General features: G+C 71.5%; 25 protein-coding genes. 3 read left to right on the forward strand and 22 right to left on the reverse strand.

What is annotated here, in order from left to right; genetic code table 11:
* Positions 1–6 precede the first annotated feature (6 nt).
* Together ACIQU3_RS28185 and ACIQU3_RS28190 are read right to left on the reverse strand one after the other, a co-directional pair.
* Entirely contained in the window at positions 7–1,929 is a 1,923-nt protein-coding gene (locus ACIQU3_RS28185; RefSeq protein ID WP_403732282.1) for a hypothetical protein, read from the reverse strand.
* Positions 1,930–1,977: 48 nt separating this feature from the next.
* Entirely contained in the window at positions 1,978–2,505 is a 528-nt protein-coding gene (locus tag ACIQU3_RS28190; RefSeq protein WP_403732285.1) for a tetratricopeptide repeat protein, read from the reverse strand.
* A gap of 161 nt (positions 2,506–2,666) precedes the next feature.
* On the opposite strand from ACIQU3_RS28190, the gene ACIQU3_RS28195 reads away from it, so the two are divergent.
* Positions 2,667–3,116, forward strand: coding sequence for a hypothetical protein (locus ACIQU3_RS28195; protein ID WP_403732288.1), 450 nt, complete (start codon positions 2,667–2,669; stop codon positions 3,114–3,116).
* Between the two features lie 74 nt (positions 3,117–3,190).
* Here the strand turns inward: ACIQU3_RS28195 and ACIQU3_RS28200 are convergent, their stop codons facing one another.
* The 9 genes from ACIQU3_RS28200 to ACIQU3_RS28240 all read right to left on the reverse strand — a co-directional run bounded on the left by ACIQU3_RS28200 (position 3,191) and on the right by ACIQU3_RS28240 (position 12,005).
* A complete protein-coding gene (locus ACIQU3_RS28200) occupies positions 3,191–4,759 on the reverse strand; it encodes a DUF1996 domain-containing protein (protein WP_403732291.1) in 1,569 nt (522 codons plus the stop codon).
* Between the two features lie 203 nt (positions 4,760–4,962).
* Positions 4,963–5,616, reverse strand: a complete 654-nt coding sequence (locus tag ACIQU3_RS28205; protein WP_403732296.1) for a LuxR C-terminal-related transcriptional regulator — start codon at positions 5,614–5,616, stop codon at positions 4,963–4,965.
* Entirely contained in the window at positions 5,607–6,866 is a 1,260-nt protein-coding gene (locus ACIQU3_RS28210) for a sensor histidine kinase (RefSeq protein WP_403732298.1), read from the reverse strand. Before ACIQU3_RS28210 ends, ACIQU3_RS28205 begins: the two co-directional genes overlap by 10 nt.
* A 303-nt stretch (positions 6,867–7,169) precedes the next feature.
* Complete coding sequence (locus ACIQU3_RS28215) at positions 7,170–8,180, reverse strand: NAD-dependent epimerase/dehydratase family protein (protein WP_403732301.1); 1,011 nt, start codon at positions 8,178–8,180, stop codon at positions 7,170–7,172.
* Positions 8,181–8,433: 253 nt separating this feature from the next.
* Positions 8,434–9,024 carry a winged helix-turn-helix domain-containing protein gene (locus ACIQU3_RS28220; RefSeq protein WP_403732304.1) on the reverse strand — a complete coding sequence of 197 codons (591 nt, stop codon included), beginning with the start codon at positions 9,022–9,024 and terminating at the stop codon, positions 8,434–8,436.
* A 118-nt stretch (positions 9,025–9,142) separates the two neighbouring features.
* Entirely contained in the window at positions 9,143–9,265 is a 123-nt protein-coding gene (locus tag ACIQU3_RS28225) for a hypothetical protein (protein WP_366713413.1), read from the reverse strand.
* Positions 9,266–9,452: 187 nt separating this feature from the next.
* The gene (glnII, locus tag ACIQU3_RS28230) at positions 9,453–10,484 is read right to left on the reverse strand and encodes a glutamine synthetase (RefSeq protein ID WP_366713415.1); all 1,032 of its coding nucleotides are present in this window, start codon (positions 10,482–10,484) and stop codon (positions 9,453–9,455) included.
* A 351-nt stretch (positions 10,485–10,835) separates the two neighbouring features.
* Entirely contained in the window at positions 10,836–11,525 is a 690-nt protein-coding gene (locus ACIQU3_RS28235) for a hypothetical protein (RefSeq protein WP_403732309.1), read from the reverse strand.
* Between the two features lie 120 nt (positions 11,526–11,645).
* Positions 11,646–12,005 carry an arsenate reductase family protein gene (locus ACIQU3_RS28240; protein WP_403732315.1) on the reverse strand — a complete coding sequence of 120 codons (360 nt, stop codon included), beginning with the start codon at positions 12,003–12,005 and terminating at the stop codon, positions 11,646–11,648.
* A gap of 228 nt (positions 12,006–12,233) precedes the next feature.
* Here ACIQU3_RS28240 and ACIQU3_RS28245 point away from each other — a divergent pair, with 228 nt between their 5' ends.
* Positions 12,234–12,548, forward strand: coding sequence for a hypothetical protein (locus ACIQU3_RS28245; RefSeq protein WP_403732318.1), 315 nt, complete (start codon positions 12,234–12,236; stop codon positions 12,546–12,548).
* A 340-nt stretch (positions 12,549–12,888) separates the two neighbouring features.
* On the opposite strand, the gene ACIQU3_RS28250 is transcribed toward ACIQU3_RS28245, so the two are convergent.
* The 7 genes from ACIQU3_RS28250 to glnA form a co-directional block, all read right to left on the reverse strand.
* On the reverse strand, positions 12,889–14,076 hold the full coding sequence (locus tag ACIQU3_RS28250) for a winged helix DNA-binding domain-containing protein (protein ID WP_403732321.1): 1,188 nt from the start codon (positions 14,074–14,076) through the stop codon (positions 12,889–12,891).
* An 84-nt stretch (positions 14,077–14,160) separates the two neighbouring features.
* Positions 14,161–15,783, reverse strand: coding sequence for an alpha/beta fold hydrolase (locus tag ACIQU3_RS28255; protein ID WP_403732327.1), 1,623 nt, complete (start codon positions 15,781–15,783; stop codon positions 14,161–14,163).
* Positions 15,784–15,823: 40 nt separating this feature from the next.
* Complete coding sequence (locus tag ACIQU3_RS28260) at positions 15,824–16,408, reverse strand: hypothetical protein (RefSeq protein WP_403732330.1); 585 nt, start codon at positions 16,406–16,408, stop codon at positions 15,824–15,826.
* 7 nt (positions 16,409–16,415) lie between these two features.
* Positions 16,416–17,333, reverse strand: a complete 918-nt coding sequence (gene htpX / locus ACIQU3_RS28265; RefSeq protein WP_403732333.1) for a zinc metalloprotease HtpX — start codon at positions 17,331–17,333, stop codon at positions 16,416–16,418.
* Between the two features lie 234 nt (positions 17,334–17,567).
* Positions 17,568–17,939, reverse strand: coding sequence for a signal peptidase I (locus ACIQU3_RS28270; RefSeq protein ID WP_403928290.1), 372 nt, complete (start codon positions 17,937–17,939; stop codon positions 17,568–17,570).
* A 138-nt stretch (positions 17,940–18,077) separates the two neighbouring features.
* Entirely contained in the window at positions 18,078–18,344 is a 267-nt protein-coding gene (locus ACIQU3_RS28275; protein WP_403732339.1) for a hypothetical protein, read from the reverse strand.
* Between the two features lie 108 nt (positions 18,345–18,452).
* Entirely contained in the window at positions 18,453–19,862 is a 1,410-nt protein-coding gene (gene glnA / locus ACIQU3_RS28280) for a type I glutamate--ammonia ligase (RefSeq protein ID WP_403732342.1), read from the reverse strand.
* Positions 19,863–20,072: 210 nt separating this feature from the next.
* Here glnA and ACIQU3_RS28285 point away from each other — a divergent pair, with 210 nt between their 5' ends.
* The gene (locus tag ACIQU3_RS28285; protein ID WP_403732345.1) at positions 20,073–20,540 is read left to right on the forward strand and encodes an RDD family protein; all 468 of its coding nucleotides are present in this window, start codon (positions 20,073–20,075) and stop codon (positions 20,538–20,540) included.
* A gap of 150 nt (positions 20,541–20,690) precedes the next feature.
* On the opposite strand, the gene ACIQU3_RS28290 is transcribed toward ACIQU3_RS28285, so the two are convergent.
* The 4 genes from ACIQU3_RS28290 to lipB form a co-directional block, all read right to left on the reverse strand.
* A complete protein-coding gene (locus ACIQU3_RS28290) occupies positions 20,691–21,392 on the reverse strand; it encodes a DUF4191 domain-containing protein (RefSeq protein ID WP_403928293.1) in 702 nt (233 codons plus the stop codon).
* A 75-nt stretch (positions 21,393–21,467) separates the two neighbouring features.
* The gene (locus tag ACIQU3_RS28295; RefSeq protein WP_399771799.1) at positions 21,468–21,671 is read right to left on the reverse strand and encodes a hypothetical protein; all 204 of its coding nucleotides are present in this window, start codon (positions 21,669–21,671) and stop codon (positions 21,468–21,470) included.
* A 262-nt stretch (positions 21,672–21,933) separates the two neighbouring features.
* Entirely contained in the window at positions 21,934–22,923 is a 990-nt protein-coding gene (gene lipA, locus ACIQU3_RS28300) for a lipoyl synthase (protein ID WP_403732355.1), read from the reverse strand.
* Positions 22,924–23,025: 102 nt separating this feature from the next.
* Positions 23,026–23,826, reverse strand: coding sequence for a lipoyl(octanoyl) transferase LipB (lipB, locus tag ACIQU3_RS28305; RefSeq protein WP_403732359.1), 801 nt, complete (start codon positions 23,824–23,826; stop codon positions 23,026–23,028).
* Between the last annotated feature and the right edge of the window lie 131 nt (positions 23,827–23,957).

The raw sequence follows: 23,957 nt of genomic DNA on the forward strand, positions 1-23,957 counted from the left end.
CCCCGGTCAGCGCAGCCCGCGAAGCGAACGCCCGTCCTTCAGCGACCCCTTGAGCTGAGCCTGCGCCCCCTGCTCGGCCGGCACGGTCAGCAGACTGCTCCGCGCCTGCCCGTTCACTCCACCCGTCGCGCGGACCGACGCCGTGTCCCGGCCGCCGGCGGCGAGCAGGTACCAGTCGCCGGCCTTCGACTTCCACAACACCCCGGCCAGCACATGCGGGTCACGCGCCCCGCAGGCGGGCACGTTCTCCGCCTGCGCCGCGGCCGCCCCGTACGCCCCGCCCGGCGTGTGGAACTGCGCCAGCACCCGGGCCCCGCCGCCCCGCCAGGTCTCGGCCCGGGTGCACACCCACGCCGCCGAGCCGCTCCCGTCGGGCAGCGGCTGTTCGTTGAACGCCCACGCGTTCACGCTGCGCACGCCCGCCGAACGCATCGTGCCCAGCGAACAGGCGAACGGCTGCCAGGCGTGCAGCGCCGAAGCCCCCGCCACCTCGCCCGGGGAGCCCGGCCGTCCGGTGGTGAGCGTGGCCGGGACCAGCTCGCCGAGGTCGGTCAGCATCCGGGTCCGGCCGCCGTCGGTCACCTCCAGCACGTTCCACGAGGTGCAGGGGCCGGACCGCAGGGCCGGGCTTGCCAGCGGCGCGGTCACACCGCCGGTGAGCGTGAGGTCCATCGCGCCGGAGCCCGGCTTCACCAGGTCCCGCTCGGCGGCCTGCTCCACCCAGGGGGCCATCAGGTAGCGGACATTGCCGTCGGACCGGCCCAGGACCACCGCGGTCGCCTCGGCCCGGCCGGCCCCGTCGACCCGGGCGAAGTCGAGGGCGGCGCCCTGCGTGCCGTCCTTCGGCTCCGCGTACCGGGCGATGCGCAGACCGTCGTAGAGGATCACCACGCGGGCCGCGTCGAGCGTCCCCGCGTACAGCAGCTGGGGTGGTCCGGCCGGGCCGCCGGAGAGGGTGCCGGGGGTCACCGACACCTGGACCGTCTCACCGGGGCGGGCCCACACGGCCAGGGCGCGGCGCAGCAGGGCCCGGTCGTCGGTGAGGTCGCCGCGGGCCGGCCACACGGAGAAGTCGGTGCGCGCCGAGCTGCGCCACGCGGTGGGCGGCACCCGGGTCAGCTTCGTCGGGTCCAGGGCGGCCTGCGCGGCCGGGTTCCGGGCGTACGGGGGTGCCGCGGCGCCCTCCGGTCCCCAGCCCTCACCGGGCAGGCCGAGGAGTGCCCCGCACACCAGCAGGGCGGCACCGGCGGTCAGCGCGGCCTTCAGGTGCTGGCGGCGGCGCATCAGATCGGTGGGCCGGGCCTGGAGCGAGCAGGGGTCGAACTCGGGGGAGCCGAGCAGCCCGTACTGGGCGGGGATCCCGCCGGCCTCCAGCACCGCGCCCTCCGGGTCGGCGACGCCCGCCGCGGCGAGGACCTCGCACACCCCGTCGTCCGTGAGTCGCTCCAGGCCGCGCAGCGCGTAGGCGGCCCGGGCCGGGCCGGACAGGGTGGACAGCCGCTGGTCCAGGGCGAGTTCGTCCGCACCGCCGGAGCGCGGGAAAAGCTTCAGGCCCCACACGTGCGGCAGCAGCGGCGGCAGCTGGGCCCGCTTGGGCCAGACCTTCGCCTTCAGCGGCAGCCCCGCCTCCAGCGCCGTGCGCAGCACCTTCAGACGGACCAGTGCGTAGCCGGGGTCGCCGTCCCGTCCGGTGGACTGCGCCGGGATCACCGGGGCCGGGGTGCGGTTGCGGGGGAGCGCCCGCTGGGCGAGGGAGTGTGCGGTCAGGACGCGGCGGCTGCGGCCCAGCCCGGGTGGCAGGACCAGGTAGGCCAGCCGGACGAGCCGCGGGTAGTGCTCGACGAGCGCGGCCTCGGCCTGCTCGACGTCGACGACCGGGCCGGCGGAGGAGCGGGGTGCGGGGCGCTGGGCGACATCCTGTGACTGCACGTTCAGCAGAACGAGCGAATCGTGGGTTGGTCACCTGGCCCCGGAGTCTCACGCCCCCGGGTGCACCCCGGGCTCCACGAGCAGCCGGGCGTAGTTCGCCATGGACCGCTGGTAGCGCGGCAGGTGCGGCGCCAGGGCGCCCAGGGCCAGTGCCAGCGCCTCCCGGTCACGGCCGAGGCTCGACAGGCACAGCGCGAGGCAGGCACGTACGGGGTCGTCCAGCTCGTCGGAGGGGGCTAGCAGCTCGGGAGTCAGCAGCGCGACGCCCTCCTCGGCCCGGCCGACGTTCCGCAGCGAGCTGGCCAGCTGGATCTTCGCCCGGCGGGCCTTGTAGGGGGAGGCGCCGGCGAGGCCGTTCCCCAGCGCCTCCCGGTAGAGGGGGACCGCCTTGTCGCTGTGGCCCGTGGAGTCCCACGCGCAGGCCCGCTCGAAGGCGCCGAGCGGGCTGCCCTCGGGCAGCTCGGCGACGAGGGCGTCGACCTCGGCGCGGAAGCGGGCCTCGTCCTCCTCCGTCTCGGCGTAGTCGTCGAAACGGTCCCACAGGGCGGCCACACGGTCTTCCCAGTCCTGATCCACCTGCCCACCCTCGCACAGGAGTGCCCACCGGGGCAGCGGGATTTGAGCACGGCGGGCTCCGCAGCCGTATCGAAGGCGAGAGCCTCTTGCCGGGGCTCCGTGCGGCATGCGTCCGGATCGTGCCGTGACAGGGACCGTGCCGACAAGGACCGGAGGAACAGATGAGGGTGACCCGACCGATGCTCGCGCTGAGCGGCGCGGTGGCGATACTGGCGCTGGCCGGCTGCGGCGGATCCGGCGGCAAGGACGAGGCGGCCGTTCCTAAGGAGGTGAGCGGCAGCCTCGAGCACATCGCGGCCGAGGCCGACTGCAAGCCGAACATGCAGACCGACGCGGACACCATCCGCCAGGCGCTGTGCAAGAAGGGCAAGGACAAGTACGTCCTCGCGACCTTCTCCACGGACCGCGGCCAGCGCGAATGGCTGAACAGCGCCAAGGACTACGGCGGTTACTACCTCGTCGGCCGCAAGTGGGTCGCCGTCGGCCAGCAGAAGACGGTCACGGCACTGCAGGGCGCCCTCGGCGGCACCATGGAAGAGGGTTCCGAGCACATGAACCCCGGCGGCAGCCACAACAAGAACGGTCACGGCGGCAGCGGCCACCACGGCTGAGCACGAAGGCCCGAGCAGCAGAAGGCCGGCGGTGGGAATTCCCACCGCCAGCCTTCCGCACTACCGGTTCAGGACTACTGGCAGTCCTGGCCCTCGTTGATGCACTGGACCATCTCGTTCATCACGTTCTCGTCGAAGAAGTTGATGAAGTCGTTGTGGTCGGTGATCGCCTTGTGCAGCTGCTCCGGGAAGGAGTCGACCGCGAAGGCGTTCTGCACCTGCCCGTTCTCGATCTGCGGCGCCTGTACGTCGTAGACCAGCCGGACCTGGAGCTGCGGGATGGCCTTGAAGCCGTTCGAGCAGCTGCCGTCCGCCTCCACGAAGTCCACGTGGGTGCGGTGGTTGGCGCTGTCGATGTTCTGCCCGTCCCAGCAGCTCTGGAAGTTGGACGTCCGCACCACGGAGCTGCCCTCGGGGCAGAGCGGGTACTTGTCCGTCACCTGACGGTCCTCGAAGCCGGTGCAGCTCCAGGAGGTGTTGGCGTTGTTCAGGCCGTTGGTGGTGGACTTGGCGTCACCGGTGATGATGCGCAGGGCCTTCGGCATCGCGACGACGTCGCTGGTGCGGTTGCCGACGAACTTCAGCTGCGCCTGGGCCGGCTCGACGATCTTGCCGACGTTGCCGTCCTGGCCACCGCCGGGCTGACCCGCGTCGATGTCGTCCGAGCCGTCCTGGATCCGGAGGACCGGCCAGAAGTACGAGGACTTGTCGCCCTGGTTCTGGCAGGACGTCTCGGCGTTGGCCAGGTCCTCGTCGCTCGCGAAGGCGTTGTTGCTCTGGTTGCCGACGTAGTCGTGCTGGTGCTGCGCACCGTTGGACACGCCGGGCGCCACGATCACGTTGTCCGAGTTGCGGTTCTCGTTCTCGTTGGTGCCGCACTGCGTGGTGAACGTACCGGTCGAGCCGCCGTCGCCGTTCGCGGCGAGGCCGTTCGGCAGGTTGCGGGAGTTGGGCTGGACGTCCTCGATGTTGATGAAGTCGCCCGCCGCCGGGCCGTTGCCGGCCTGCCCGCCGTTGCCGCCCTGCCCGTTGTCCTGGCCGCCGTTGTCCTGGCCCTGGTCCTGACCGCCGTCGTTGTTCTGACCGCCGTCGTTCTGACCGTCGTTGTTCTGGCCGTCGTTGTTCTGGCCGTCGTTGTTCTGGCCATCGCCGGCCTGGCCGTCGTTGGTGTTGGCGTCGGCGGCCATGCCCTGGCACGAGGCCAGCTGCTCGAGGTTGGCCGGGGCCTTTCCGCCGACCCGCCGGATGTTGATGCCGATCCGGTCGATGACCGCGGTCCGCTTCGACTTCAGCGGGCCGAGGATGGCGTTGTCGACGAAGCCCGCGTCACCGGCCTGAGCCTGGCGGGTGGAGGCGAGCCGGGTGTAGGCCTCGCTGATCTGCTTGTCGAGGTTGGCCAGCTCCTTGTCCACCCCCTGGCGGGCGCCGTCCGGCACATCGGTCAGCTTCTGTCCGACGTCCGGGCACTGGATCGTGGCGATCTGTGCGCCCGCGGACTTCGTCTGGTTCGCCGAGTTCTCCTCGTGCGCCGAGGCGTAGAAGTTTGCCCAGATCAGCCCGCCCCCACCGAGCGCTAGGGCCGCCGATGCGGCAATGGCCTTGGTGGCCAGCGGCGTACGGCGTTTTCTTGTGTTGCGTCCCATGGAACTCCTCTGACTTCCTTTTTCGGGGGCATCGAGGCGCCCGACAGGAGTGAAGCGGCTCCCTTCCATACGGAGCGCGTCCCACGGGTGTTCAGAGGTCTCGGAAATTGATGCGAGATTCGTGAGGACTCTGTGTTCTCAACAGCCGCTCAGGTACCGGGAGTTGTTGATCCCCCACGAGGGGTGAAGGCCATCGTCCGGTTTCACCGGCCGTGGTCGAGATACGCGAGAACCGCCAGCACGCGACGGTTGTCGTCGTCCGAGACCTCCAGCCCCAGTTTGGCGAAGATGTTGGCGGTGTGCTTGGCGATCGCCCGTTCCGTCACGAGCAGTTTCCCCGCGATCGCCGCGTTGGACCGGCCCTGCGCCATCAGCTCCAGCACCTCCGTCTCCCGGGGCGTCAGCCGCGCCGGCGGCAGGTCGTCACCCGAACGGCGGGCCAGCAGCTGCTGGATGACCTGCGGGTCCATCGCCGTGCCCCCGGCGGCGACCCGCCGTACCGCGTCCACGAACTGCTCGGCGTCGAACACCCGGTCCTTCAGCAGATACCCGACCCCGCCGGTGCCGTCGGCGAGGAGCTCACGCGCGTACAGCTGCTCCACGTGCTGGGAGAGCACCAGCACCGGCAGTCCGGGCCGCTTCCGGCGGGCGTCGAGCGCGCACTGCAGGCCTTCGTCGGTATGCGTGGGCGGCAGGCGCACGTCGACCACGGCGACGTCCGGGTCCAGCTCCTCCAACGCGGCGGCCAGTTCGGGTCCCGTCTCGACGGCCGCCGCGATCTCGAAGCCGTGCGCCCGAAGCAGCCGGACGAGTCCGTCGCGCAGCAGGAAGAGGTCTTCGGCCAGGACTACGCGCAAGGGATCTCCATGGTGACCATGGTGGGGCCGCCCGCGGGGCTGCTGACGGCCAGGACGCCGTCGAATGTACCCAGTCGCCGTTCGACCCCGGCCAGCCCCGACCCGGCCCCGATCACGGCGCCGCCCTTGCCGTTGTCCGTGACGGTCGCCCGCAGCATGCCGTCCGCCTGGTGCAGGTCGACCCAGACCCGGTCGGCGCCCGCGTGTTTCACGGCGTTGGTGAGCACCTCGCTCACGGCGAAGTACGCGGCCGACTCCACGGGCGCCTCGGCACGCCCGGACAGCTCCACGCTCACCTCGGTGGTCACCGGCAGCCGCAGCGCCAGCGCCCGCACCGCGTCGCCCAGGCCTCGCTCGGCGAGGACCGGCGGGTGGATGCCGCGTACCAGCTCGCGCAGCTCGGTCAGCGCCTCCACCGAGGACTTGCGGGTCTGCGCGATCAGCTCCTTCGCCCGGGCCGGGTCCTTGTCGAGGAGTGCCTCGATGGTGCCCAGGTCCATGCCGACGGCGACCAGCCGGGCCTGGGCCCCGTCGTGCAGGTCCCGCTCGATGCGCCGCAGTTCGGCGGCGGAGGCGTCGACGGCGTCGCGCCGGGTCTCGGTCAGGACCCGCACCCGCTCGGCCAGTTCCCCCTGGTTCGAGCCGAGCACGGCACGGGTGAGCCGGAAGTGGACGCCCAGCAGGCGCGGGGTCAGGAAGTGCGCGAGGAACAGCAGCACCAGCCCCAGAGCCCCCGCGCCCAGCGCGGACGCCTGCCCCGTCACCGGTACGAACCCGTACCAGTACCCGTCGGGGAAGACCCGCCACAGCCCGAGCGCGAGGGCGAAACCCTCCAGCGGGTAGAGCAGCAGCACGGCCGGCAGCAGCGCGGTGACGAACCCCGCGGTCATGTCGACCGGCAGCCACAGCAGGTCCCGCCAGGTCGCCGGGTCGCGCAGCATCCCGAAGGTGCGCGCCCAGGGGTTGGCGTCCTTCGGCAGCGGCCGGTACGCCGGGGGGATCCGTACCCCGCCCCACTCCGCCGCGAGCACCCGGCGGGCGTTCGCGAACGCCCGCACCCCCGTCAGCGCGTACGGCGTGGTGACGAGCCCGACCCCGATCGGGATCAGCGCGATCGAGACCAGGGACAGGCAGAAGCACAGCACCGCCCCCGGCAGGGAGACGAGGGCCAGCGTGAGCCCCCGCACCGCGGCGAGCCCAATGCCCCGTCCTGTCGTCCGACCGGTGCCGTTCTTCGTGTCCATGCTCATGGCGTCAGTCTCGCCGAGCGCGCCCGCCCGGTCACGGGGCCGGGCACCCGGCCCGGAGGTGGTGCTACCTACACCTCGGCCGGGCCGGGAGCGGAACGAGGGGTGGCCGGGAGGGGAACGAGGGGTGGCCGGGAGGGGGCCAGGAGGGATGCCCGACCGCTCCTACGCGTCTCCGAGCAGCGTGGCCACCTCGACCGACGCGATCGTGAGGCTCCTGGTGGAGGTCGCCCGGGGAGCCCTGGTCACCGGCCGCGGGTCGGGAGGGGGCGGGAGGGGGCCAGGAGGGGCCGGGGGAGGGGTGGTTCACGCATCGGTGCCGGACGCGAGGACCTTCGCCTCCATCTCCGGGTCGAGGCCCGACCGCGGCCGGTCCGTTCGCTGGGGCGCCACGCCCCCGGCGTCCTGGAGCCACCGCCACGTGTCCGCCACCGTCTCCTCGACCGGCCGGCACACCAGTCCGGCCCCGACCGCCCGGGAGACGTCAGCGCTGTGCAGGGCCTCGTACAGGTCGCTGTCCGGCGGCACCCACACCGGCAGCTCGGTCCACGGCTCGATGCCCGCCTCCAGGATCACCCCCGGCTCGGTCCAGCGGAGTTCGGCGGCGCCGCCGGTGACCCGCACGCAGGCGTCGAGCAACGCGCCCATGGTGGTGTGCCCCCGCGGACTGACCAGGTTGTACGGGCCGCTCAGCTCCCGCTCGGCCGCGCGCAGGGTCCACTCGGCCAGGTCACGGACGTCCACGTACTGCAGGGGCAGTTCACGCGGGCCCGGCGCCAGCACCGGACCGCCGCGCGCCGTGCGGCTCAGCCACCAGGGCAGCCGGCCGATGTTCTCGTACGGGCCGAGGATCAGCCCGGCCCGTACGAGCACCGACCGGTCCACGCCGAAGGCGTCCAGTACGGCCAGTTCACCGCCCCGCTTGTCCTGCGCGTAGGCGGTCTGCTCCGCGTCGGCCGACGCCCCGTCCACCAGGGGCGCGTCCTCGTCGAACCTGGCGGGCCGGGCCCACGCGTACACCGAGCGGCTCGACACGTACACGTACCGGCCGGCGCGGCCCCGCAGCAGCCGCGCCGTGTCCCGCACCGCGCGCGGCGCCGCCGACCAGGTGTCGACGACCACGTCCCACTCGCCCGGGTCGTCGGCGAGGGCGGCCAGGCCGCCGGGCGCGGTGCGGTCGCCCCGCAACGACCGCACGCCGGGCGGCGCGTCGTGCCGCCCGCGGTGGAAGACCGTCACCTCCCAGCCCCGCCCCGACGCCGCCTCCACGACGGCCCGCCCCACGAACTCCGTACCACCCAGCATCAGAAGCCTCATGCCGGTGACTCTGCCCGGTGGGACGAGAGGACGGAACGAAGATCTGCTCTCAGCAGACGGACCCGACGAGCCGGACGGGCTCGGACGGGCCCGACATGCTGGACGGGTCCGACGTGCTGGACAGGACGGCGGGTCCGGGCGGGGGCCGGCGGGTCGGCCGGGACAGACGCGTCCGGTCCGGACCGGCCCGGCGGCAGGACGGGGCAGGAGGTCCGGGCAAGACGCGGGGAGCGGTGGCGGGGCGGGGTGCGCCTCAGTCCGCCGTCGGCGGCACGTACTTGTAGCCCACGCGGCGCACCGTGCGGATCGCGTCGCGGTGCTCCACGCCCAGCTTGCGGCGCAGACGGGCGATGTGGACGTCGACCGTGCGGCCGTCGCCCACGTGCCCGTAGCCCCACACCGTGCCGACCAACTGGTCGCGGGTGTGGACCCGGCCCGGGTGCGCCACGAGGTGGGCCAGCAGCTCGAACTCCAGGTAGGTGAGGTCGAGCTGCCGCCCGGCCACCCGGGCGGTGCGCTGCACGGTGTCGACCCGGATCAGCGGCTCGCCGCCCGGCCCGGTACCGGGCCGCGGGTCCGCGTCCTGCGGCAGGTCGGGCACCGCCACCGGGAACGGCGGCTGCTGGTCGGCCGGGACGAGCACCAGGTAGCCGACCATCGGCGGCTGCCCCGGCAGCGTCGGCAGGGTGTGCTGTGGGGCCGGCAGCCAGGTGGCACCCGGCGGCAGCAGGTCCGCGACCGTCACCACTTCGTCCCGGTCGACGGCACGCAGCCGATGCCGGGGGCCGTGCGGCGCGGGGGCGTTGAGAGGTGCGGTGGTGGGCAGGGAACGAGTGGTCGCCATGAGAGGTCAGCTCTTTCGCGCGAGGAGTTCGTCGGGGAGGTCGACGGCCGCGATTCGTGGTCGGGCTCGCCGAGGGACGTACGCGGTTCGCGCTGGCCGAAGGCCGGGGTGTACGGCGTTAGAGGGCCGGCGCGTTCGTCGCGCGGCAACACACCCGGTCGAAGTCGTGGTCCTGGCGGGACGGCCAGAAGGGCTCGAGGTCATGGCGACCCGTCGCGGTGTACTTCTGGTGGCTGGCCATGACCCCATTGAAGCAGAGCCCATCCCGCACCGGGACCCTCCTCTCACTGCTTGGACGATTCACTGCTTGGACAAGAGCGCTCCGTCAGGGGCGCGGGGAACTGCGCGAACAACCACGACGGCGTGGCGGACGGAAGGGGGCGCCCACCGCGAACGGTGAGCGCCCCCTCAGGAACTCGCGGGGCGGATCAGACCTGGCCGGCCTTCTCCAGCGCCGAGCAGCAGGTGTCGACGAGCAGCCGCGTCACCACGTACGGGTCGACGTTGGCGTTCGGGCGGCGGTCCTCGATGTAGCCCTTGCCGTCCTTCTCGACCTGCCAGGGGATGCGGACCGAGGCGCCGCGGTCGGAGACGCCGTAGGAGTACTTGTCCCACGGGGCGGTCTCGTGCAGGCCGGTGAGGCGGTCGTCGATGCCGGCACCGTAGTTCTTGACGTGGTCGAGCGGCTTGGAGCCCTCACCGAGCGACTCGGCCGCGGTGATGATCGCGTCGTAGCTCTCGCGCATCGCCTTGGTGGAGAAGTTGGTGTGCGCGCCGGCGCCGTTCCAGTCGCCCTTGACCGGCTTGGGGTCGAGGGTCGCGGCGATGTCGAAGTCCTCGGCGGTGCGGTAGAGCAGCCAGCGGGCCACCCACAGGTGGTCGGAGACCTCCAGCGGGGAGACCGGTCCGACCTGGAACTCCCACTGTCCGGGCATGACTTCGGCGTTGATGCCGGAGATCGCCAGACCGGCCTTCAGGCAGTTGTCCAGGTGCGCCTCGACGACGTCACGGCCGAAGATCTCGTCCGCGCCGACGCCGCAGTAGTAGCCGCCCTGCGGGGCCGGGAAGCCGCCCTTGGGGAAGCCGAGCGGGTAACCGTCCTTGAAGAAGGTGTACTCCTGCTCGATGCCGAAGATCGGCTCCTGCGCCGCGAACTTCTCCGCGACCTCGGCCAGCGCCGCACGGGTGTTGCTGGCGTGCGGGGTGAGGTCGATGTTCAGCACCTCGCACAGCACGAGGATGTCGTCGCCGCCGCGAATGGGGTCCGGGCAGGTGAAGACCGGCTTGAGGACGCAGTCCGAGGAGTGGCCCTCGGCCTGGTTGGTGGAGGACCCGTCGAAGCCCCAGATCGGCAGCGCGTCGAGACCGGCGGGGGAACCCGTGATGATCTTGGTCTTGGAACGCAGTTTGGCCGTCGGCTCGGTGCCGTCGATCCAGATGTACTCAGCCTTGAAGGTCACGGGCCACATCCTCGGGTGTGTCTGGGCGCGTATCGCGGGTGCTTGCGGCGCAGCGGCACCGATGCGCCGCGTCTGCTGCCCGGCAGCCTGGCAACAGGCGATTTCCCGTCCATTGCTCGCATGTGAACCCCGTGTTACCTGGTCGTACTGTGCCGCACTTCACGCTGTGAGGGCGTTTCACGGGTGCGGCGCCGGTCACCGGCTCCCCTCCGTCAAGCCGGTGACCGGCGCCGCACGGCCCGGACGTGCCGGTCCTGCTGCCCCTGGCCGGGGGCGGCAGGACCGGTGACACGTACGAGGGGCGGCCGAGGGGGTGGCCGCCGCCTCATCGATTCACTCGGGCGTGAGACCTCACCCCACCTTCTCGATCAGGGCCCGGCGGATCAGGAACTTGCCGGGCTCACGGACCTGTTCGAAGGCCGCGTTGTTGAGCAGCGCACAGCTGCCGGAGACCGAAGTGACCTCCACCGTCGTGGACTTGTTGTTGTCCAGGTTGGTGACCTTCAGCTTCGTGCCGGCCGGGAACTGGTTGCTGGACGCGGCGGGCGCACCGCCCTCACCGGAGAGCGTGACCGTGGAGCCGTTGCACACCTGCTGGCCGGAGGCAGCGGCACCGCCGCCGGTGTTTCCCGCGGGGGCGGACTCGGCAGGCTGCGAGGGCTGGGCCGAAGCCGCGGGAGGCTGTGCCGCCTCGGCGCCCTGCGACGGCTGCGCGGTCTGGGAGTCCTGAGCCGACTCCCCGACGGTGCATCCCGACGCCTCCTGCTTCCGCTTGATCTCCGCGACGACAGCCTCGCGGTTGGCGATCCGCGCCTCGGACTGCGCGTCCGGGTTGGCCTTCTGGTCCGCGATGAACTTCTGGTTGTTGCCCAGGGCGGTGGCGAGGCCCAGGCAGACCGTCGATTCCGACGCCGACTTGGGGGCCGGCGGCGCGGCGTTCGACGTGCTCGCCATGACGAAGGCCCCGCCTCCCGCCACGGTCGCCGCGCTCACCAGCAGCGCGATCTTCTTCTTCGGGCCGAGAGTTCTCCTGCGCGACATGCGCGCCTCCTGAAAGAGGTAGGGGAGCGTACGCCGCTATGTACGAGATACCGAACGAGGTTACTCATCGGTTACAGGAGTCACTCAAGTGACCTGCGCCACACGGTGGGGCGTGGCAGGTCAGCGCGACAGGGCGTCCCGTACGGCCTCTTCGGAGCGGCCGACGACCGCCGTGCCGTCGTCCGCGGTGATGATCGGGCGCTGGATCAGCTTCGGGTGCTCGGCGAGCGCGGTGATCCAGCGGGCGCGCGAAGCTGCGTCGCGCGGCCACTCCTTGAGCCCGAGCTCCTTGGCCTCGGCCTCCTGGGTGCGGGTGATGTCCCAGGGTTCGAGACCGAGGCGCTCCAGCACGCCACGGATCTCGTCCTCACTCGGCACGTCCTCCAGGTAGCGGCGGACGGTGTAGTCGGCGCCCTCGGCGTCGAGCAGCGTCAGCGCGCTGCGGCACTTCGAACAGGCGGGGTTGATCCAGATCTCCATGCGCACACGGTACGCGCCGACCAGCTTGTTCGATTTCTTGGCGTCTCTCCGCCACCTCCCGGAACAGTCGTGACGTGACGCCAATTCCCATGCTCACCAGGGCGTTTGCCTAGCTCTGCGGACTCCCTGTTGTCAGTGCCGGACGGTAAACTGTAAGCAGTGTTCGAGGGTGGCGCCGGGGATGCCGACGTCTTCGGTGAGCCGCCCGACCGCGACAGGAGGATGCCTGTGCCCGCTGCCGCCCTGAAGTCGAAGCCGCTGCCCACCCAGTCCACCGCGAAGCGTCCCGTCCTGCTCGACCTGCCGTACGCGCCCGTGGCGAAGCGACCGCTGCCGCCGGGCCGGCCTCGCCAGTGGTACGTGACGCACAACCGCCGTCTCAAGGCGATGCGCCTCGCCATCGCCCTGCTCGACTCGGGCGTCTACATGCCGAACCAGGCCCACAACGACACGATCCGCGAGGCGGCGGAGCTGATCGGCGTCCACCCGCCGTCGGACACGACGTGCCACATGGTGCGGGCGTTCATGCGCTACGCACGCTGACCCGCCTCCGAGCGCCGGACGCCCCGAACAGCGGGGCGCCCGGCGCTCGTTCACGCGAAGCCGAAGCCGAAGCCGAAGCCGAAGCCGAAGCCGAAGCCGAAGCCGAAGCCGAAGCCGAAGCCGAAGCCGAAGCCGAAGCTGAAGCCTGAGCCTGAGCCTGGAGCTGGAGCTGGAGCTGGAGCTGGAGCTGGAGCTGGAGCTGGAGCTGGAGCTGGAGCTGGAGCTGGAGCTGGAGCCGGAGCTGGAGCTGTGCCGGTGCCGGTGCCGGTGCCGTTGCCGGTGCCGAAGGCTGTGGCTGCGGGCTCGTCGGGCGGGGGCCGCGAGGGCGGTCCCTCGGGGCTCAGCTTCCCGTCAGCTCCCTCTCCAGCGGCGTGCGGAAGCGGGGGGTGATTCTGGTCGTGCCCAGCCAGGCGGCCAGCCGCCGGGCCTCGGTGTCGATCGCCGCACGGGCGTCCCGTCCGACGCCCTCCTCGTCCAGGAGCCGCCAGACGATCTCCCCGTCCGGCCGCTGCGCCCAGCCGCCCACCACCCGTCCGTTCCACCACACCGTCGGTCCCACGTTGCCGCTGCGGTCGAACAACCGGGGCCGCAGCTGCGGCGCGAGATACCAGTCGCGCTGCTGCCACCCCATCGCCGTCGGGTCGAGGCCGGGCAGCAGCGCGGCCCAGGGCTCCCCGGGCGCGGCGACCGGGCCGGCGTCGCCCGCGGCCACGTACCCCGTGCCCTCGTCCAGTGACACCGCCTCCGCCCCGGCGGCCGCGAGGGCCCGGCGCACCTCCGTCACGCGCCACCCGGTCCACCACTTCAGATCGGCCTCGGTCGCCGGACCGCACGCCATGAGCCACCGCCCCAGCAGCCCGGCCTGCGCCTCGGCCGTGTCCAGCTCGGCATACTCCGGCGCGACGGCCCAGCGGAAGCGGCTCGACGTCCACGAACCGAGCGGCCGGTCGCGTACGACCTTCCCCTCCACGCCCAGCACCCTCAGCAGCCGGGTCGAAATCGTGTGCAGCCCCTCGTAGTTCTTCCCGGCCGCGTACACGAACTGCTCCCGCAGCCGCGGTTCGTCCCGGGCGAGTTCGTCGGCCGTCGCCTGTCCGCGCCGGGCGAGCGCCGCCAGCGTCGACTCCTCGACCTCTTTCAGCCAGGCCGCGTCCGGCGCACCGGCCGCCGTCATCTGCTTGAGCAGCGACGCCCTCTCCCGGGCGGCGACGGCCAGCCCCGTCGAGGCGTGCACGACGGCGGCCAGCGACGTGGGGAACACGAACACCGTGTGCCGCATGCCGTGCATCCGCACCAGCTGACGGTCCTCGTACAGGGCCCGCTCGGTCTCCCCGACGGTCCCGGCGGGGTCCGCGAGCCGTGCGCCCACGGCCAGGTACACCGTCGCCGGGTCCGTGCCGTGCAGCGCGACCAGCGCATCGGCGACCTCCTCGGGCGTCCCCGCCCTGGCCCGACCGGCCAGCCGGTGCCGCAGCGCGAGCCGGGCCCGCCGCTCCGCCACATCGATGTACCGCGCTCCGCCGTCCATGCCCGGCCTCCACTCGCCGTGTTCTGCGACCCTCCCGCATCATCGCTGACGCCACCGACAGTCACCCGTGACCGGCCGGCCGCCTCAGGCGTACCGCTCCAGCAGCCCGGTCACATACACCTCCAGCCGCCCAGCCAGCACCTCGGGCGTCAGATCGGTCCGGCCCAGCTCCCGCCACGGCCCCGCCAGCTTCTCCGCGTCGGGGACGTAGGCCAGCGCGTCGAGCAGCCGCCAGTAGAGATGGTCCGCGCCGTCGGCCAGGAGCCGCCCGCCCTGTGCCTCGTAGCGCTCCCGGAAACCGAGGCCGTACTCCGGGCCGTGCAGCAGCGCGAGGGCCGTCGAAGCATGCGCGACGTCCAGGTCGGCCGGTCCCCAGGAGGTTTCCACCCAGTCGACGACCCCGCTGATCCGCAGACCCGCCCCCGACCCGGTGAACAGGACGTTCCCCGGGTGGAAGTCCCGGTGCAGGAAACAGCCCTCGTACCGCGGGGGACCACGGCGGATGACGTCCACGGCCCGCTCCCACCCCGGCGGGACCGCACCCGGCGACGTCCACGCCTGGTACGTCCGCGGACGCTCCCGGGGTACGACCCGGTGGATCCGTGCCAGCTGGACCGCCAGCAGGTCCACCCGCGCGTCGAGTTCCTCCTCGTCGACCCGGACCCGCCCCGGCAGCACGGACATCAGCAGCGACGGGTGGTCGCAGTGCTCACCCGTGGCGTCCACGCCGATCAGCTCGGCGGCGGGCACGCCCTCCTGCTCCGCCAGCAGTGTGAGGATCTCCGCCTCGCGGGCGAGCAGCCCGGGCGCGTGCCGCCGGAAGAAGGGCTGCACGAACGTCCGCAGCGCCAGTGCGGTGCCGTCGTCGAGGGTGAGCCGTCGCATCTGGGCGCTCCAGCCCCCGGTCAGAAAGGCCCACTCCTCGACCGTACGGCCCTCCGGCAGCTGCTTGGCCACCCATGCGCGGGTCGCGGTCCAGCCCTGCTCATCGAGCCCTGCCAGGACGGCGGTCACGAACTCGCCCCGGTCCTCGGGACGGTCGCGGAACCACAGGCCCAGGCGGTGCTCCGCGTCGGGCAGTTCCCGGTGGGTGAACTGCGCGCGACGGGCCAGCGCCTGCGAGAGGGCCTCCGTGACGGCGGGCGGGATGACCTCGTCCATGCCGGGCACGACCAGCACGGCCCGCCCCTCGTAGGCCCGCAGCACGTCCAGGGCGGGGGACGCCCGCCAGCTCCCGGGGCGGCGGATGATCTCGCTGAACCGCCCGTCGCCCGCGCCGAACGGCACGTCCGACGCCTCGCCCGCGTACACGGCCGGAGCGCACAGCCCCAGGGCCGCCACCCTGGCCCCGTAGTGCCGCACCAGGTCCGCCACCGTCTGGCCGCTCATGCTGAACCCGACCAACACCAGCGGCCCGTCCGCCCGGGCCCGGGCGTCGATGACGGAGACGGCCTGCTCGAAGCGGCGGCGCAGGCTCGACTCCCGCAGCAGGCCCGTACTCTCCCCGTGCCCCGAGAAGTCGAAGGCGAGGGCGTGACAGCCGTGGGCGGCGAACTCGGCCAGCAGCGGCACCAGCCGCTCCTTGCTGCCGTTGCCCGCGCCGTGCAGCAGCACGACCGTCGCCCTGGCCGGTTCACCATCGCCGGTGGACAGCCCGCTGAGCCGTTCACCGCCGACGACGTGCGTGAAAGGGATGACCTCGCTCATACGGCCATTCACTCACGCGGGCCGCGTCCCCGAGGGGAGTTCACAGTCCCGGCGCTCCCCACACCGGGAACCATCGGCCGAGGTCCTGCTCGATGCGCAGATCGCCGGAGAGCGCGGCCCGCACCTGCAGTTCGAGCGCGTTGTCGCGCCGCTGCGTCCCGTCCGGGAGGGGCGCGAACGGATAGAAGGTGCCGCGCTTGTACAGGTAGACCAGCGCGAGCCGCCGGCCGGCTGCGTCCTCGAACCCGGCGAGGGAACAGAGCAGTTGGGGCCCGAACCCGTTGACCTCCATCTGGCTGTTCACGGCGTGCAGGTCGTTCACGAGGTCGGAGAGCCGGTCGGGGGGACGGTGCGAGACCAGCCAGGAGTAGCCGTAGTCGTCCTGCCGCAGCTCCACCGGCGGCCCGTCGCGGTCGGTGTCGGCGTCCAGCAGCGCCTGTACTTCCCGGTGGGACTGCTCGAAGGCCGCGCCCTCGACCGAGGCGAAGCACACCGCGCCCTGCCCCGTCGGTGTGAAGCCGGCCGCCGCCTCGAGGGTCACGGCCGCCGAGGGCAGCGCGAAGAGCCGGTCGAGATCCGCCACGACCGGTTTCGTCCGGCCGAGCAGGATGTCCAGCAGCCCCATGCGCCGATCATCCCCCTCCGGGTGCCGCCGCCTCGCCCAGCTCGGCGGAGATCCGGCCCAGCTGGTCGAGCCGCTGCTCCAGGCTCGGGTGGGTCGAGAAGAGCCGTGCGACAACGGGCTCGCGGCCCAGCGCCGGCGTGAAGTAGAAGGCGTTGAACGCCTGGGCCGTGCGCAGGTCCCTGGTCGGGATGCGGGCGATGTCGCCGGAGACCTTGGTGAGCGCGGAGGCCAGCGCCGAGGGCCGGCCGGTGAGCAGCGCCGCCGCCCGGTCCGCGGCCAGCTCCCGGTACCGGGACAGGGCCCGGATCAGCAGGAAGCTGATCGCGTACACGGCTGCGGCCACGCCCATCACCGCGGCGAAGACCGCCGCCGTGTTCTGGTCCCTCCGGCCACCGCCGAACAGCTGCGAGTAGAAGGCGAACCGCACGATCAGTCCGGCGATCACACCGAGGAACGAGGCGACCGTGATCACGGCGACGTCCTTGTGCGCCACGTGCGAGAGCTCGTGCGCGAGGACGCCCTCCAGCTCGGCCGGCTCCAGCCGCCGCAGCAGCCCGGTCGTCACGCACACCACCGCGTGATCGGGATTCCGCCCGGTGGCGAACGCGTTCGGCATGTCCATCTCGGACACGGCGACGACCGGCTTCGGCATGTCGGCGATGGCACAGAGCCGGTCCACCACGCCGTGCAGCTCGGGATACTCGTCCCGCTCCACGACCCGGCCGCGCATGGCGTACAGCGCGATGCGGTCCGAGAACCAGTACTGCGAGCCGAGCAGCGCCGCCGCGACCACCACGACGAGCACCCACGACTTCAGCAGCACGATCAACGCGGCGACGAACCCCACGTACAACAGTCCGAGCAGGAACAGCGTGATCCCCATCCGGGTGGTCAACCGCCGGTCGCTCCGGAAGCGGCTGTGCATCTGCCTCACCCCGCAGTCACGCACTCGTCCCACAGCCAGTGTGCACCGGCCCCACTCATGAGCGGGTCGCGCGCACCCCCAGAGCGGGCAAAGCCGTCGCGCTCACGCGCGGGAGGCGTGCATCCGGAGCGGGCAGGGCGTCGCGCTCATGCGCGGGACGCGTGCATCCGGGGCGTGCAAAGGTGTCCCGCTCTCGCGCAGGGCGCTTGCATCCGGAAGCTGCGGGCGAACGCGTCACCCGCCCGAGGCCACCGCGTAACCCGGGACGGACGGCCACCGCACGGTCAGCACCACCGACTCCTCCTCGGCGACCCACGAGTGATCGACGCCGCGCCCCCACACCACGTAGTCCCCCTGCCGCTCCAGCAGCACACCGCGCCCGGGCAGCTCCACCCGGAACCGCCCGCTGATCAGCACGAGCAGCGCGGTACGCGCCTCACCCCGGACCCACTCGGCCCGCTCCTCCCCCTTGGGATGGACACCCCACTTGATCTCCACGTCCTCACTGCGCCGCGGATCCCCGACATCCTTGAAGTGCCCGAGAATCCATCCGCGATCCAGCGCCGCGTCCTCGCCGGCATTCCCCACATACACACTGTCACTCACGCGGCGGGACGCTAGCAGCCGCCGGAGGCCAGGTCGTGTCCGCACAGTCCCGCCTGCCGCACAGTCCCGCCTGCCGCACAGTCCCGCCTGCCGCGCGGCCCGCCCTCCGGGCGGACGACGGAACCTCGCGGACACGACCTAGTACGGCGCCCTGAAGTTGATGTACCCCAGCAGTACGATCACCGCCGCCACGCAGCCCAGTACCACCGCGGTCGAGATCCACGAGGAGCGGCGGCGGGAGCCGACGTGCTCCGGGTCGGCGCGGAACGGCACCGGCCCGGGCGGGTTGTGCTTCCAGCGCGCGGCGAGCATCCGGGCCCGCGCCGAGGGCTCCTTGTGCTCGGCGCGGTCCGCCCATCCGAGGTCGAACTCCCGCTGCTGGTCGTCGTGTTCGTGCTCCGGCATTCCCATCCACCCCCGTGTGGTCCTGCCCCAAGAATAGAACAGACGACCGCGCCCCCGCCGTCGGAAGGACGGCGGGGGCGCGGTCGGCGTGCCTCGGTCAGGCGTCGATCACACGTCGAAGTAGAGCTCGAACTCGTGCGGGTGCGGACGCAGCTGCAGCGGGGCGATCTCGTTCGTGCGCTTGAAGTCGATCCACGTCTCGATCAGGTCCGGGGTGAACACGTCGCCCTGGAGCAGGAACTCGTGGTCGGCCTCCAGGCGGTCCAGGACCGCGCCGAGGGAGGTCGGGACCTGGGCGACGTTCGCGTGCTCCTCGGGAGCCAGCTCGTACAGGTCCTTGTCGATCGGCTCGGCCGGCTCGATCTTGTTCTTGATGCCGTCAAGGCCCGCGAGCAGCAGCGCCGAGAAGGCCAGGTACGGGTTGCCGGAGGCGTCCGGGGCGCGGAACTCGACGCGCTTGGCCTTCGGGTTCGAGCCCGTGATCGGGATACGCATGGCGGCGGAGCGGTTGCGCTGCGAGTACACCAGGTTGACCGGCGCCTCGAAGCCCGGCACCAGGCGGTGGTACGAGTTCACCGTCGGGTTGGTGAAGGCCAGCAGCGACGGGGCGTGCTTGAGGATGCCGCCGATGTAGTAGCGGGCGGTGTCCGACAGGCCCGCGTAACCGGCCTCGTCGTAGAACAGCGGCTGGCCGCCGGTCCACAGCGACTGGTGGACGTGCATGCCCGAGCCGTTGTCACCGAAGATCGGCTTCGGCATGAAGGTCGCGGTCTTGCCGTTCTGCCAGGCCACGTTCTTCACGATGTACTTGAAGAGCTGGAGGTCGTCGGCCGCGGCGAGCAGCGTGTTGAACTTGTAGTTGATCTCGGCCTGGCCGGCGGTGCCCACCTCGTGGTGCTGGCGCTCGACCTGCAGGCCGGCGCGGTCCAGCTCCAGGGAGATCTGGGCGCGCAGGTCGGCGAAGTGGTCGACCGGCGGGACCGGGAAGTAGCCGCCCTTGTAGCGGACCTTGTAACCACGGTTGTTCTCGAGGGCGCCGGTGTTCCAGGCGCCGGCCTCGGAGTCGATGTGGTAGAAGGACTCGTTCGCGCCGGTCGCGAAGCGGACGGAGTCGAAGACGTAGAACTCGGCCTCGGGACCGAAGTACGCCGTGTCGGCGATACCGGTCGACGCGAGGTAGGCCTCGGCCTTCTTCGCCACGTTGCGCGGGTCACGGGAGTACTGCTCACCCGTGATCGGGTCGTGGATGAAGAAGTTGATGTTGACCGTCTTGTCGCGGCGGAACGGGTCGACCCGGGCGGTCGAGAGGTCCGCGCGCAGGGCCATGTCGGACTCGTGGATGGCCTGGAAGCCGCGGATCGAGGAGCCGTCGAAGGCCAGCTCCTCGGCCGGGTCGAAGGCCGATGCAGGGATCGTGAAGTGCTGCATCACGCCCGGCAGGTCGCAGAAACGGACGTCGATGAACTTGACGTCCTCGTCCGCGATGAACTTCTTGGCCTCGTCGGCGTTCTGGAACATCCAGCTCCTCCTACTCCCGACCGTCCCGCCGGGGTGGTAGTTCGTTCGTGCGGCCAGTGCGGGTGGCACACGCTGACCTCGACCCTAGGGACGGGTGGTTTCTCGGGCGTGACTCGTTTGTTTCGCACAAGTTAACCGGCTCACCCTCCACCGTAGCCCGGACACACCCCGCCGTGCTCCGGTCATTCACGGGCGCAGTACCGTGGACGGGTGGACAACAGGCAAGCACTCGGATCGTGGCTTTCCGGGCCCCGCGCGGCCGCGGAAGAGGCCGGTGTCGACTTCGGATACCGGGGCGAGCAGCTCGGCCTGCCCGAGGAGGGACCCGGCTCGATCGCCCGCCCGGGCCGCCGGCTCGGGGCCCTCGCCGTCGACTGGGGCCTGTGTCTCCTGATCGCATACGGTCTCATCACCCAGAGCTACAACGAGGCGGCGCAGATCTGGGCGCCGCTCATCATGTTCGCGCTGATGGTCCTCACGGTCGGTACCGTCGGCTTCACCCCGGGCAAGCGCCTGTTCGGCCTGCGGGTGCTCGCCCTGGCCACCGGCCGGGTCAGCCCGTGGCGCGCCGCGCTGCGCACGGTCCTGCTCTTCCTCGCGATCCCCGCGCTGATCTGGGACCGCGACGGCCGCGGCCTGCACGACCGGCTGGCAGGCACGGTCGAGGTCCGCATCTGACGCCCAGCGGCACGACGTGACACGCATGACACGACATGAACACCGACACGGCGTGAAAGACATGAACACCGGCACGGTGTGACACACCCGACATGAATGAGGGGCGCCCGGAGTGATCCGGGCGCCCCTCATTCATGTCGGGTGCGGGTCTCAGCGGGCCTTCGGCCCGCCCTTCGGCAGGCGCATGCCCTTCGGCATCGGCCCCTTCGGCAGAGGCATGTTGCTCATCAGGTCGCCCAGGGCGCGCAGCCGGTCGTTGGTGGCCGTGACCTGCGGGCCGGTCAGCACCCGCGGGAGCTTCAGCATGGTCGTCCGCAGCTTCTTCAGCTCGACCTGCCCCTCGCCCGTGCCCACGACCAGGTCGTGCACCGGGACGTCGGCGACGATGCGGTTCATCTTCCGCTTCTCGGCGGCCAGCAGCGTCTTCACCCGGTTCGGGTTGCCCTCGGCGACCAGGACGATGCCGGCCTTGCCGACCGCGCGGTGCACCACGTCCTGGTTGCGGTTCATCGCCACCGCGGGCGCCGTCGTCCAGCCCCGGCCGATGTTGTCGAGCACCGCCGCGGCGGCGCCGGGCTGGCCCTCCATCTGTCCGAAAGCGGCCCGCTCGGCCCGGCGCCCGAACACGATCGCCGTCGCGAGGAAGGCGAGCAGGAGGCCCAGGATGCCGAGATAGATGGGGTGACCGATCAAGAAACCGATCGCGAGGAAGACACCGAAGGTGACGATTCCGACAGCCGCGAGTACAAGACCGATCTTCTTGTCGGCCCTGCGGGTCATCTTGTAGGTCAGGGCGATCTGCTTCAGTCGCCCGGCATTCGCAGCGTCCGCTGCAGGTTCCTTCCTCGCCATGCCACGAAGTCTACGTGGCCCCACAAGCGCCGACGACGGCAGTGTCCGCGGGCGCCCCCGGGGAAGGGCCGGGAGTCAGGGACGGACGGACAGGGACTGCTCGATGGCGCGCTGCGTCTCGACCCGGTCCTTGGCACGACGGCGGTCCTCCAGCACGGAGGTCCAGGCATTCCGGCGGGCGGTGCGCTGACCGCTGCTCATCAGCAGCGACTCGACGGCACGCAGGGCGGTCGTGAAGGACGGGATAGCGGTGGCGCGGACGGGCGGCGCGGCCTGCATGGGTGAGGTCCCCCCTCGGGTACGGGTGTACGTGCTGTGAGTTCAGCGTCACTGATTGGTGTTACCAGGGCGTGACCGGCCGGTCAAACACCCATGAAGCCCCGGTGGGGAGCGGTGGAACGCGGACGCGGTCCTGACATGTGCCCTCATCTGCGAGGACGGTCAGGACCGCGTCGAATCGGCCGCTACTGCCGAGTAGTCTCTTGTGCGTGACTTCACACGCTTGTCTCGCCCCTTGCCGGGCAGGGGTGGTGACGGCCCGTCAGACGGCCTGCGCCGCGACCGCTCCGTCCCCCTGCCGCGGAGCGGCCGAATCGCGCTGCTCCATGGCCATTCGGTAGAGCCGCCCGGCCCGGTAGGAGGAGCGCACCAGCGGTCCGGACATCACGCCGGAGAAGCCGATCTGCTCGGCCTCCTCCTGGAGCTCCACGAACTCGTGCGGCTTCACCCAGCGCTCCACCGGGTGGTGGCGCACGGAGGGCCGCAGGTACTGCGTGATGGTGACCAGCTCGCAGCCCGCCTCGTGCAGCTGCTTCAGCGCGTCACTGACCTCTTCGCGGGTCTCACCCATGCCGAGGATCAGGTTCGACTTGGTGACCAGGCCGTAGTCACGCGCCTCGGTGATCACCTTCAGGGAGCGCTCGTAGCGGAAGCCGGGGCGGATGCGCTTGAAGATCCGCGGGACCGTCTCGACGTTGTGCGCGAAGACCTCGGGCCGGGAGGAGAAGACCTCCTCCAGCTGCTCGGGGACCGCGTTGAAGTCGGGGGCCAGCAGCTCGACCTTGGTGTGGCCGCCCTCGCGCCCGGCGGTCTGCTGGTGGATCTGGCGAACCGTCTCCGCGTACAGCCAGGCGCCGCCGTCCTCCAGGTCGTCGCGGGCGACACCGGTGATCGTGGCGTAGTTCAGGTCCATCGTGACCACGGACTCGCCGACGCGGCGGGGCTCGTCGCGGTCGAGCGCCTCGGGCTTGCCGGTGTCGATCTGGCAGAAGTCGCAGCGCCGGGTGCACTGATCGCCGCCGATGAGGAACGTGGCCTCCCGGTCCTCCCAGCACTCGTAGATGTTGGGGCAGCCGGCTTCCTGGCAGACCGTGTGCAGGCCCTCGCTCTTCACGAGCTTCTGCATCGCGGTGTACTCGGGGCCCATTTTCGCCCGGGTCTTGATCCACTCGGGCTTGCGCTCGATGGGGGTCTGGCTGTTGCGGACCTCCAGGCGCAGCATCTTGCGTCCGTCGGGTGCGACTGCGGACACGACCGGCTCCCTAGCGATTGATTCTTCGGCGTCCTCAAGGGTACGCCCGTTGATTTGAAAGCCTGTGCGGGCTCTACCCCTCCAGCTCCCCCACGGCCCGATCTATGCCGCAGGCGCCTTCTCGATCTCCCGTGGCCTCGGCTCGGCGCTCTCCAGGACCTCTCGCAGATGGCGCTCCACGACCGGCAGGACCTCCTCGATCGTCACGTCCCGGCCGAGTTCGCCGGCCAGTGAGGCGACGCCCGCGTCGCGGATGCCGCACGGGATGATCCGGTCGAACCACTTGTTGTCGGGGTTCACGTTGAGCGCGAAGCCGTGCATGGTGACGCCCTTGGCCACGCGGATGCCGATCGCGGCGATCTTGCGGTCCTCCCGGCGCTGGCCCGCGTTGGACGGCGCGTACTCCGGACCGTTCATGCGCGGGTCGAACTCCTCGTCCTGGAGCCGGGGGTCGAAGTCCAGGGACAGACCGCCCAGGGCGGGCCGCTGCTCGACCGGGTCGCCCAGGATCCACACCCCGCTGCGGCCCTCGACCCGGGTGGTCTCCAGGCCGAACTCCGCGCACGCGCGGATCAGGGCCTCTTCCAGGCGGCGTACGTGCGCCACGACGTCCACCGGCCGCGGGAGCTTCTGGATCGGGTAGCCCACCAGCTGGCCGGGGCCGTGCCAGGTGATCTTGCCGCCGCGGTCCACGTCGATGACGGGCGTGCCGTCGAGGGGCCGCTCGTCGTCCGCCGTGCGCCGGCCGGCCGTGTAGACCGGGGGGTGCTCCAGGAGCAGCACGGTGTCGGGGATCTCGTCCGCGAAGCGCGCGGCGTGCACCCGGCGCTGCTCGTCCCACGCCTCCTGGTACTCGACGGCCTCGTCACCGAACCCCATGCGGACGAACCGCAACTCACTCACGGCAAGCGCCTCCCTCGGACGGGTGTATCAGACACGTAGCGCGCCCAAGCCACTGTAAGCCCGGCCCGGACGCGTCAGTCCCGAGACCAATCCTCACACGATCGGATGAATGTCCGGGAAAACGTGTGATG

Origin of the sequence: Streptomyces sp. NPDC101110, assembly GCF_044759525.1 — a bacterium.
Lineage (GTDB): Bacteria > Actinomycetota > Actinomycetes > Streptomycetales > Streptomycetaceae > Streptomyces.

What these genes read in the sequence shown, in the direction of transcription:
- ACIQU3_RS28295 (WP_399771799.1), bottom strand. Translation starts at nt 21,671, where the DNA reads ATGCAGGCCGCGCCGCCCGTCCGCGCCACCGCTATCCCGTCCTTCACG.
- ACIQU3_RS28250 (WP_403732321.1), bottom strand. Translation starts at nt 14,076, where the DNA reads ATGGACGGCGGAGCGCGGTACATCGATGTGGCGGAGCGGCGGGCCCGG.
- ACIQU3_RS28260 (WP_403732330.1), bottom strand. Translation starts at nt 16,408, where the DNA reads ATGGGGCTGCTGGACATCCTGCTCGGCCGGACGAAACCGGTCGTGGCG.
- ACIQU3_RS28200 (WP_403732291.1), bottom strand. Translation starts at nt 4,759, where the DNA reads ATGGGACGCAACACAAGAAAACGCCGTACGCCGCTGGCCACCAAGGCC.
- ACIQU3_RS28290 (WP_403928293.1), bottom strand. Translation starts at nt 21,392, where the DNA reads ATGGCGAGGAAGGAACCTGCAGCGGACGCTGCGAATGCCGGGCGACTG.
- ACIQU3_RS28240 (WP_403732315.1), bottom strand. Translation starts at nt 12,005, where the DNA reads ATGGAGATCTGGATCAACCCCGCCTGTTCGAAGTGCCGCAGCGCGCTG.
- ACIQU3_RS28235 (WP_403732309.1), bottom strand. Translation starts at nt 11,525, where the DNA reads ATGTCGCGCAGGAGAACTCTCGGCCCGAAGAAGAAGATCGCGCTGCTG.
- ACIQU3_RS28210 (WP_403732298.1), bottom strand. Translation starts at nt 6,866, where the DNA reads ATGAGCATGGACACGAAGAACGGCACCGGTCGGACGACAGGACGGGGC.
- ACIQU3_RS28275 (WP_403732339.1), bottom strand. Translation starts at nt 18,344, where the DNA reads ATGCCGGAGCACGAACACGACGACCAGCAGCGGGAGTTCGACCTCGGA.
- ACIQU3_RS28255 (WP_403732327.1), bottom strand. Translation starts at nt 15,783, where the DNA reads ATGAGCGAGGTCATCCCTTTCACGCACGTCGTCGGCGGTGAACGGCTC.
- ACIQU3_RS28220 (WP_403732304.1), bottom strand. Translation starts at nt 9,024, where the DNA reads ATGGCGACCACTCGTTCCCTGCCCACCACCGCACCTCTCAACGCCCCC.
- glnA (WP_403732342.1), bottom strand. Translation starts at nt 19,862, where the DNA reads ATGTTCCAGAACGCCGACGAGGCCAAGAAGTTCATCGCGGACGAGGAC.
- ACIQU3_RS28225 (WP_366713413.1), bottom strand. Translation starts at nt 9,265, where the DNA reads ATGGCCAGCCACCAGAAGTACACCGCGACGGGTCGCCATGACCTCGAG.
- ACIQU3_RS28215 (WP_403732301.1), bottom strand. Translation starts at nt 8,180, where the DNA reads ATGAGGCTTCTGATGCTGGGTGGTACGGAGTTCGTGGGGCGGGCCGTC.
- ACIQU3_RS28195 (WP_403732288.1), top strand. Translation starts at nt 2,667, where the DNA reads ATGAGGGTGACCCGACCGATGCTCGCGCTGAGCGGCGCGGTGGCGATA.
- htpX (WP_403732333.1), bottom strand. Translation starts at nt 17,333, where the DNA reads ATGCACAGCCGCTTCCGGAGCGACCGGCGGTTGACCACCCGGATGGGG.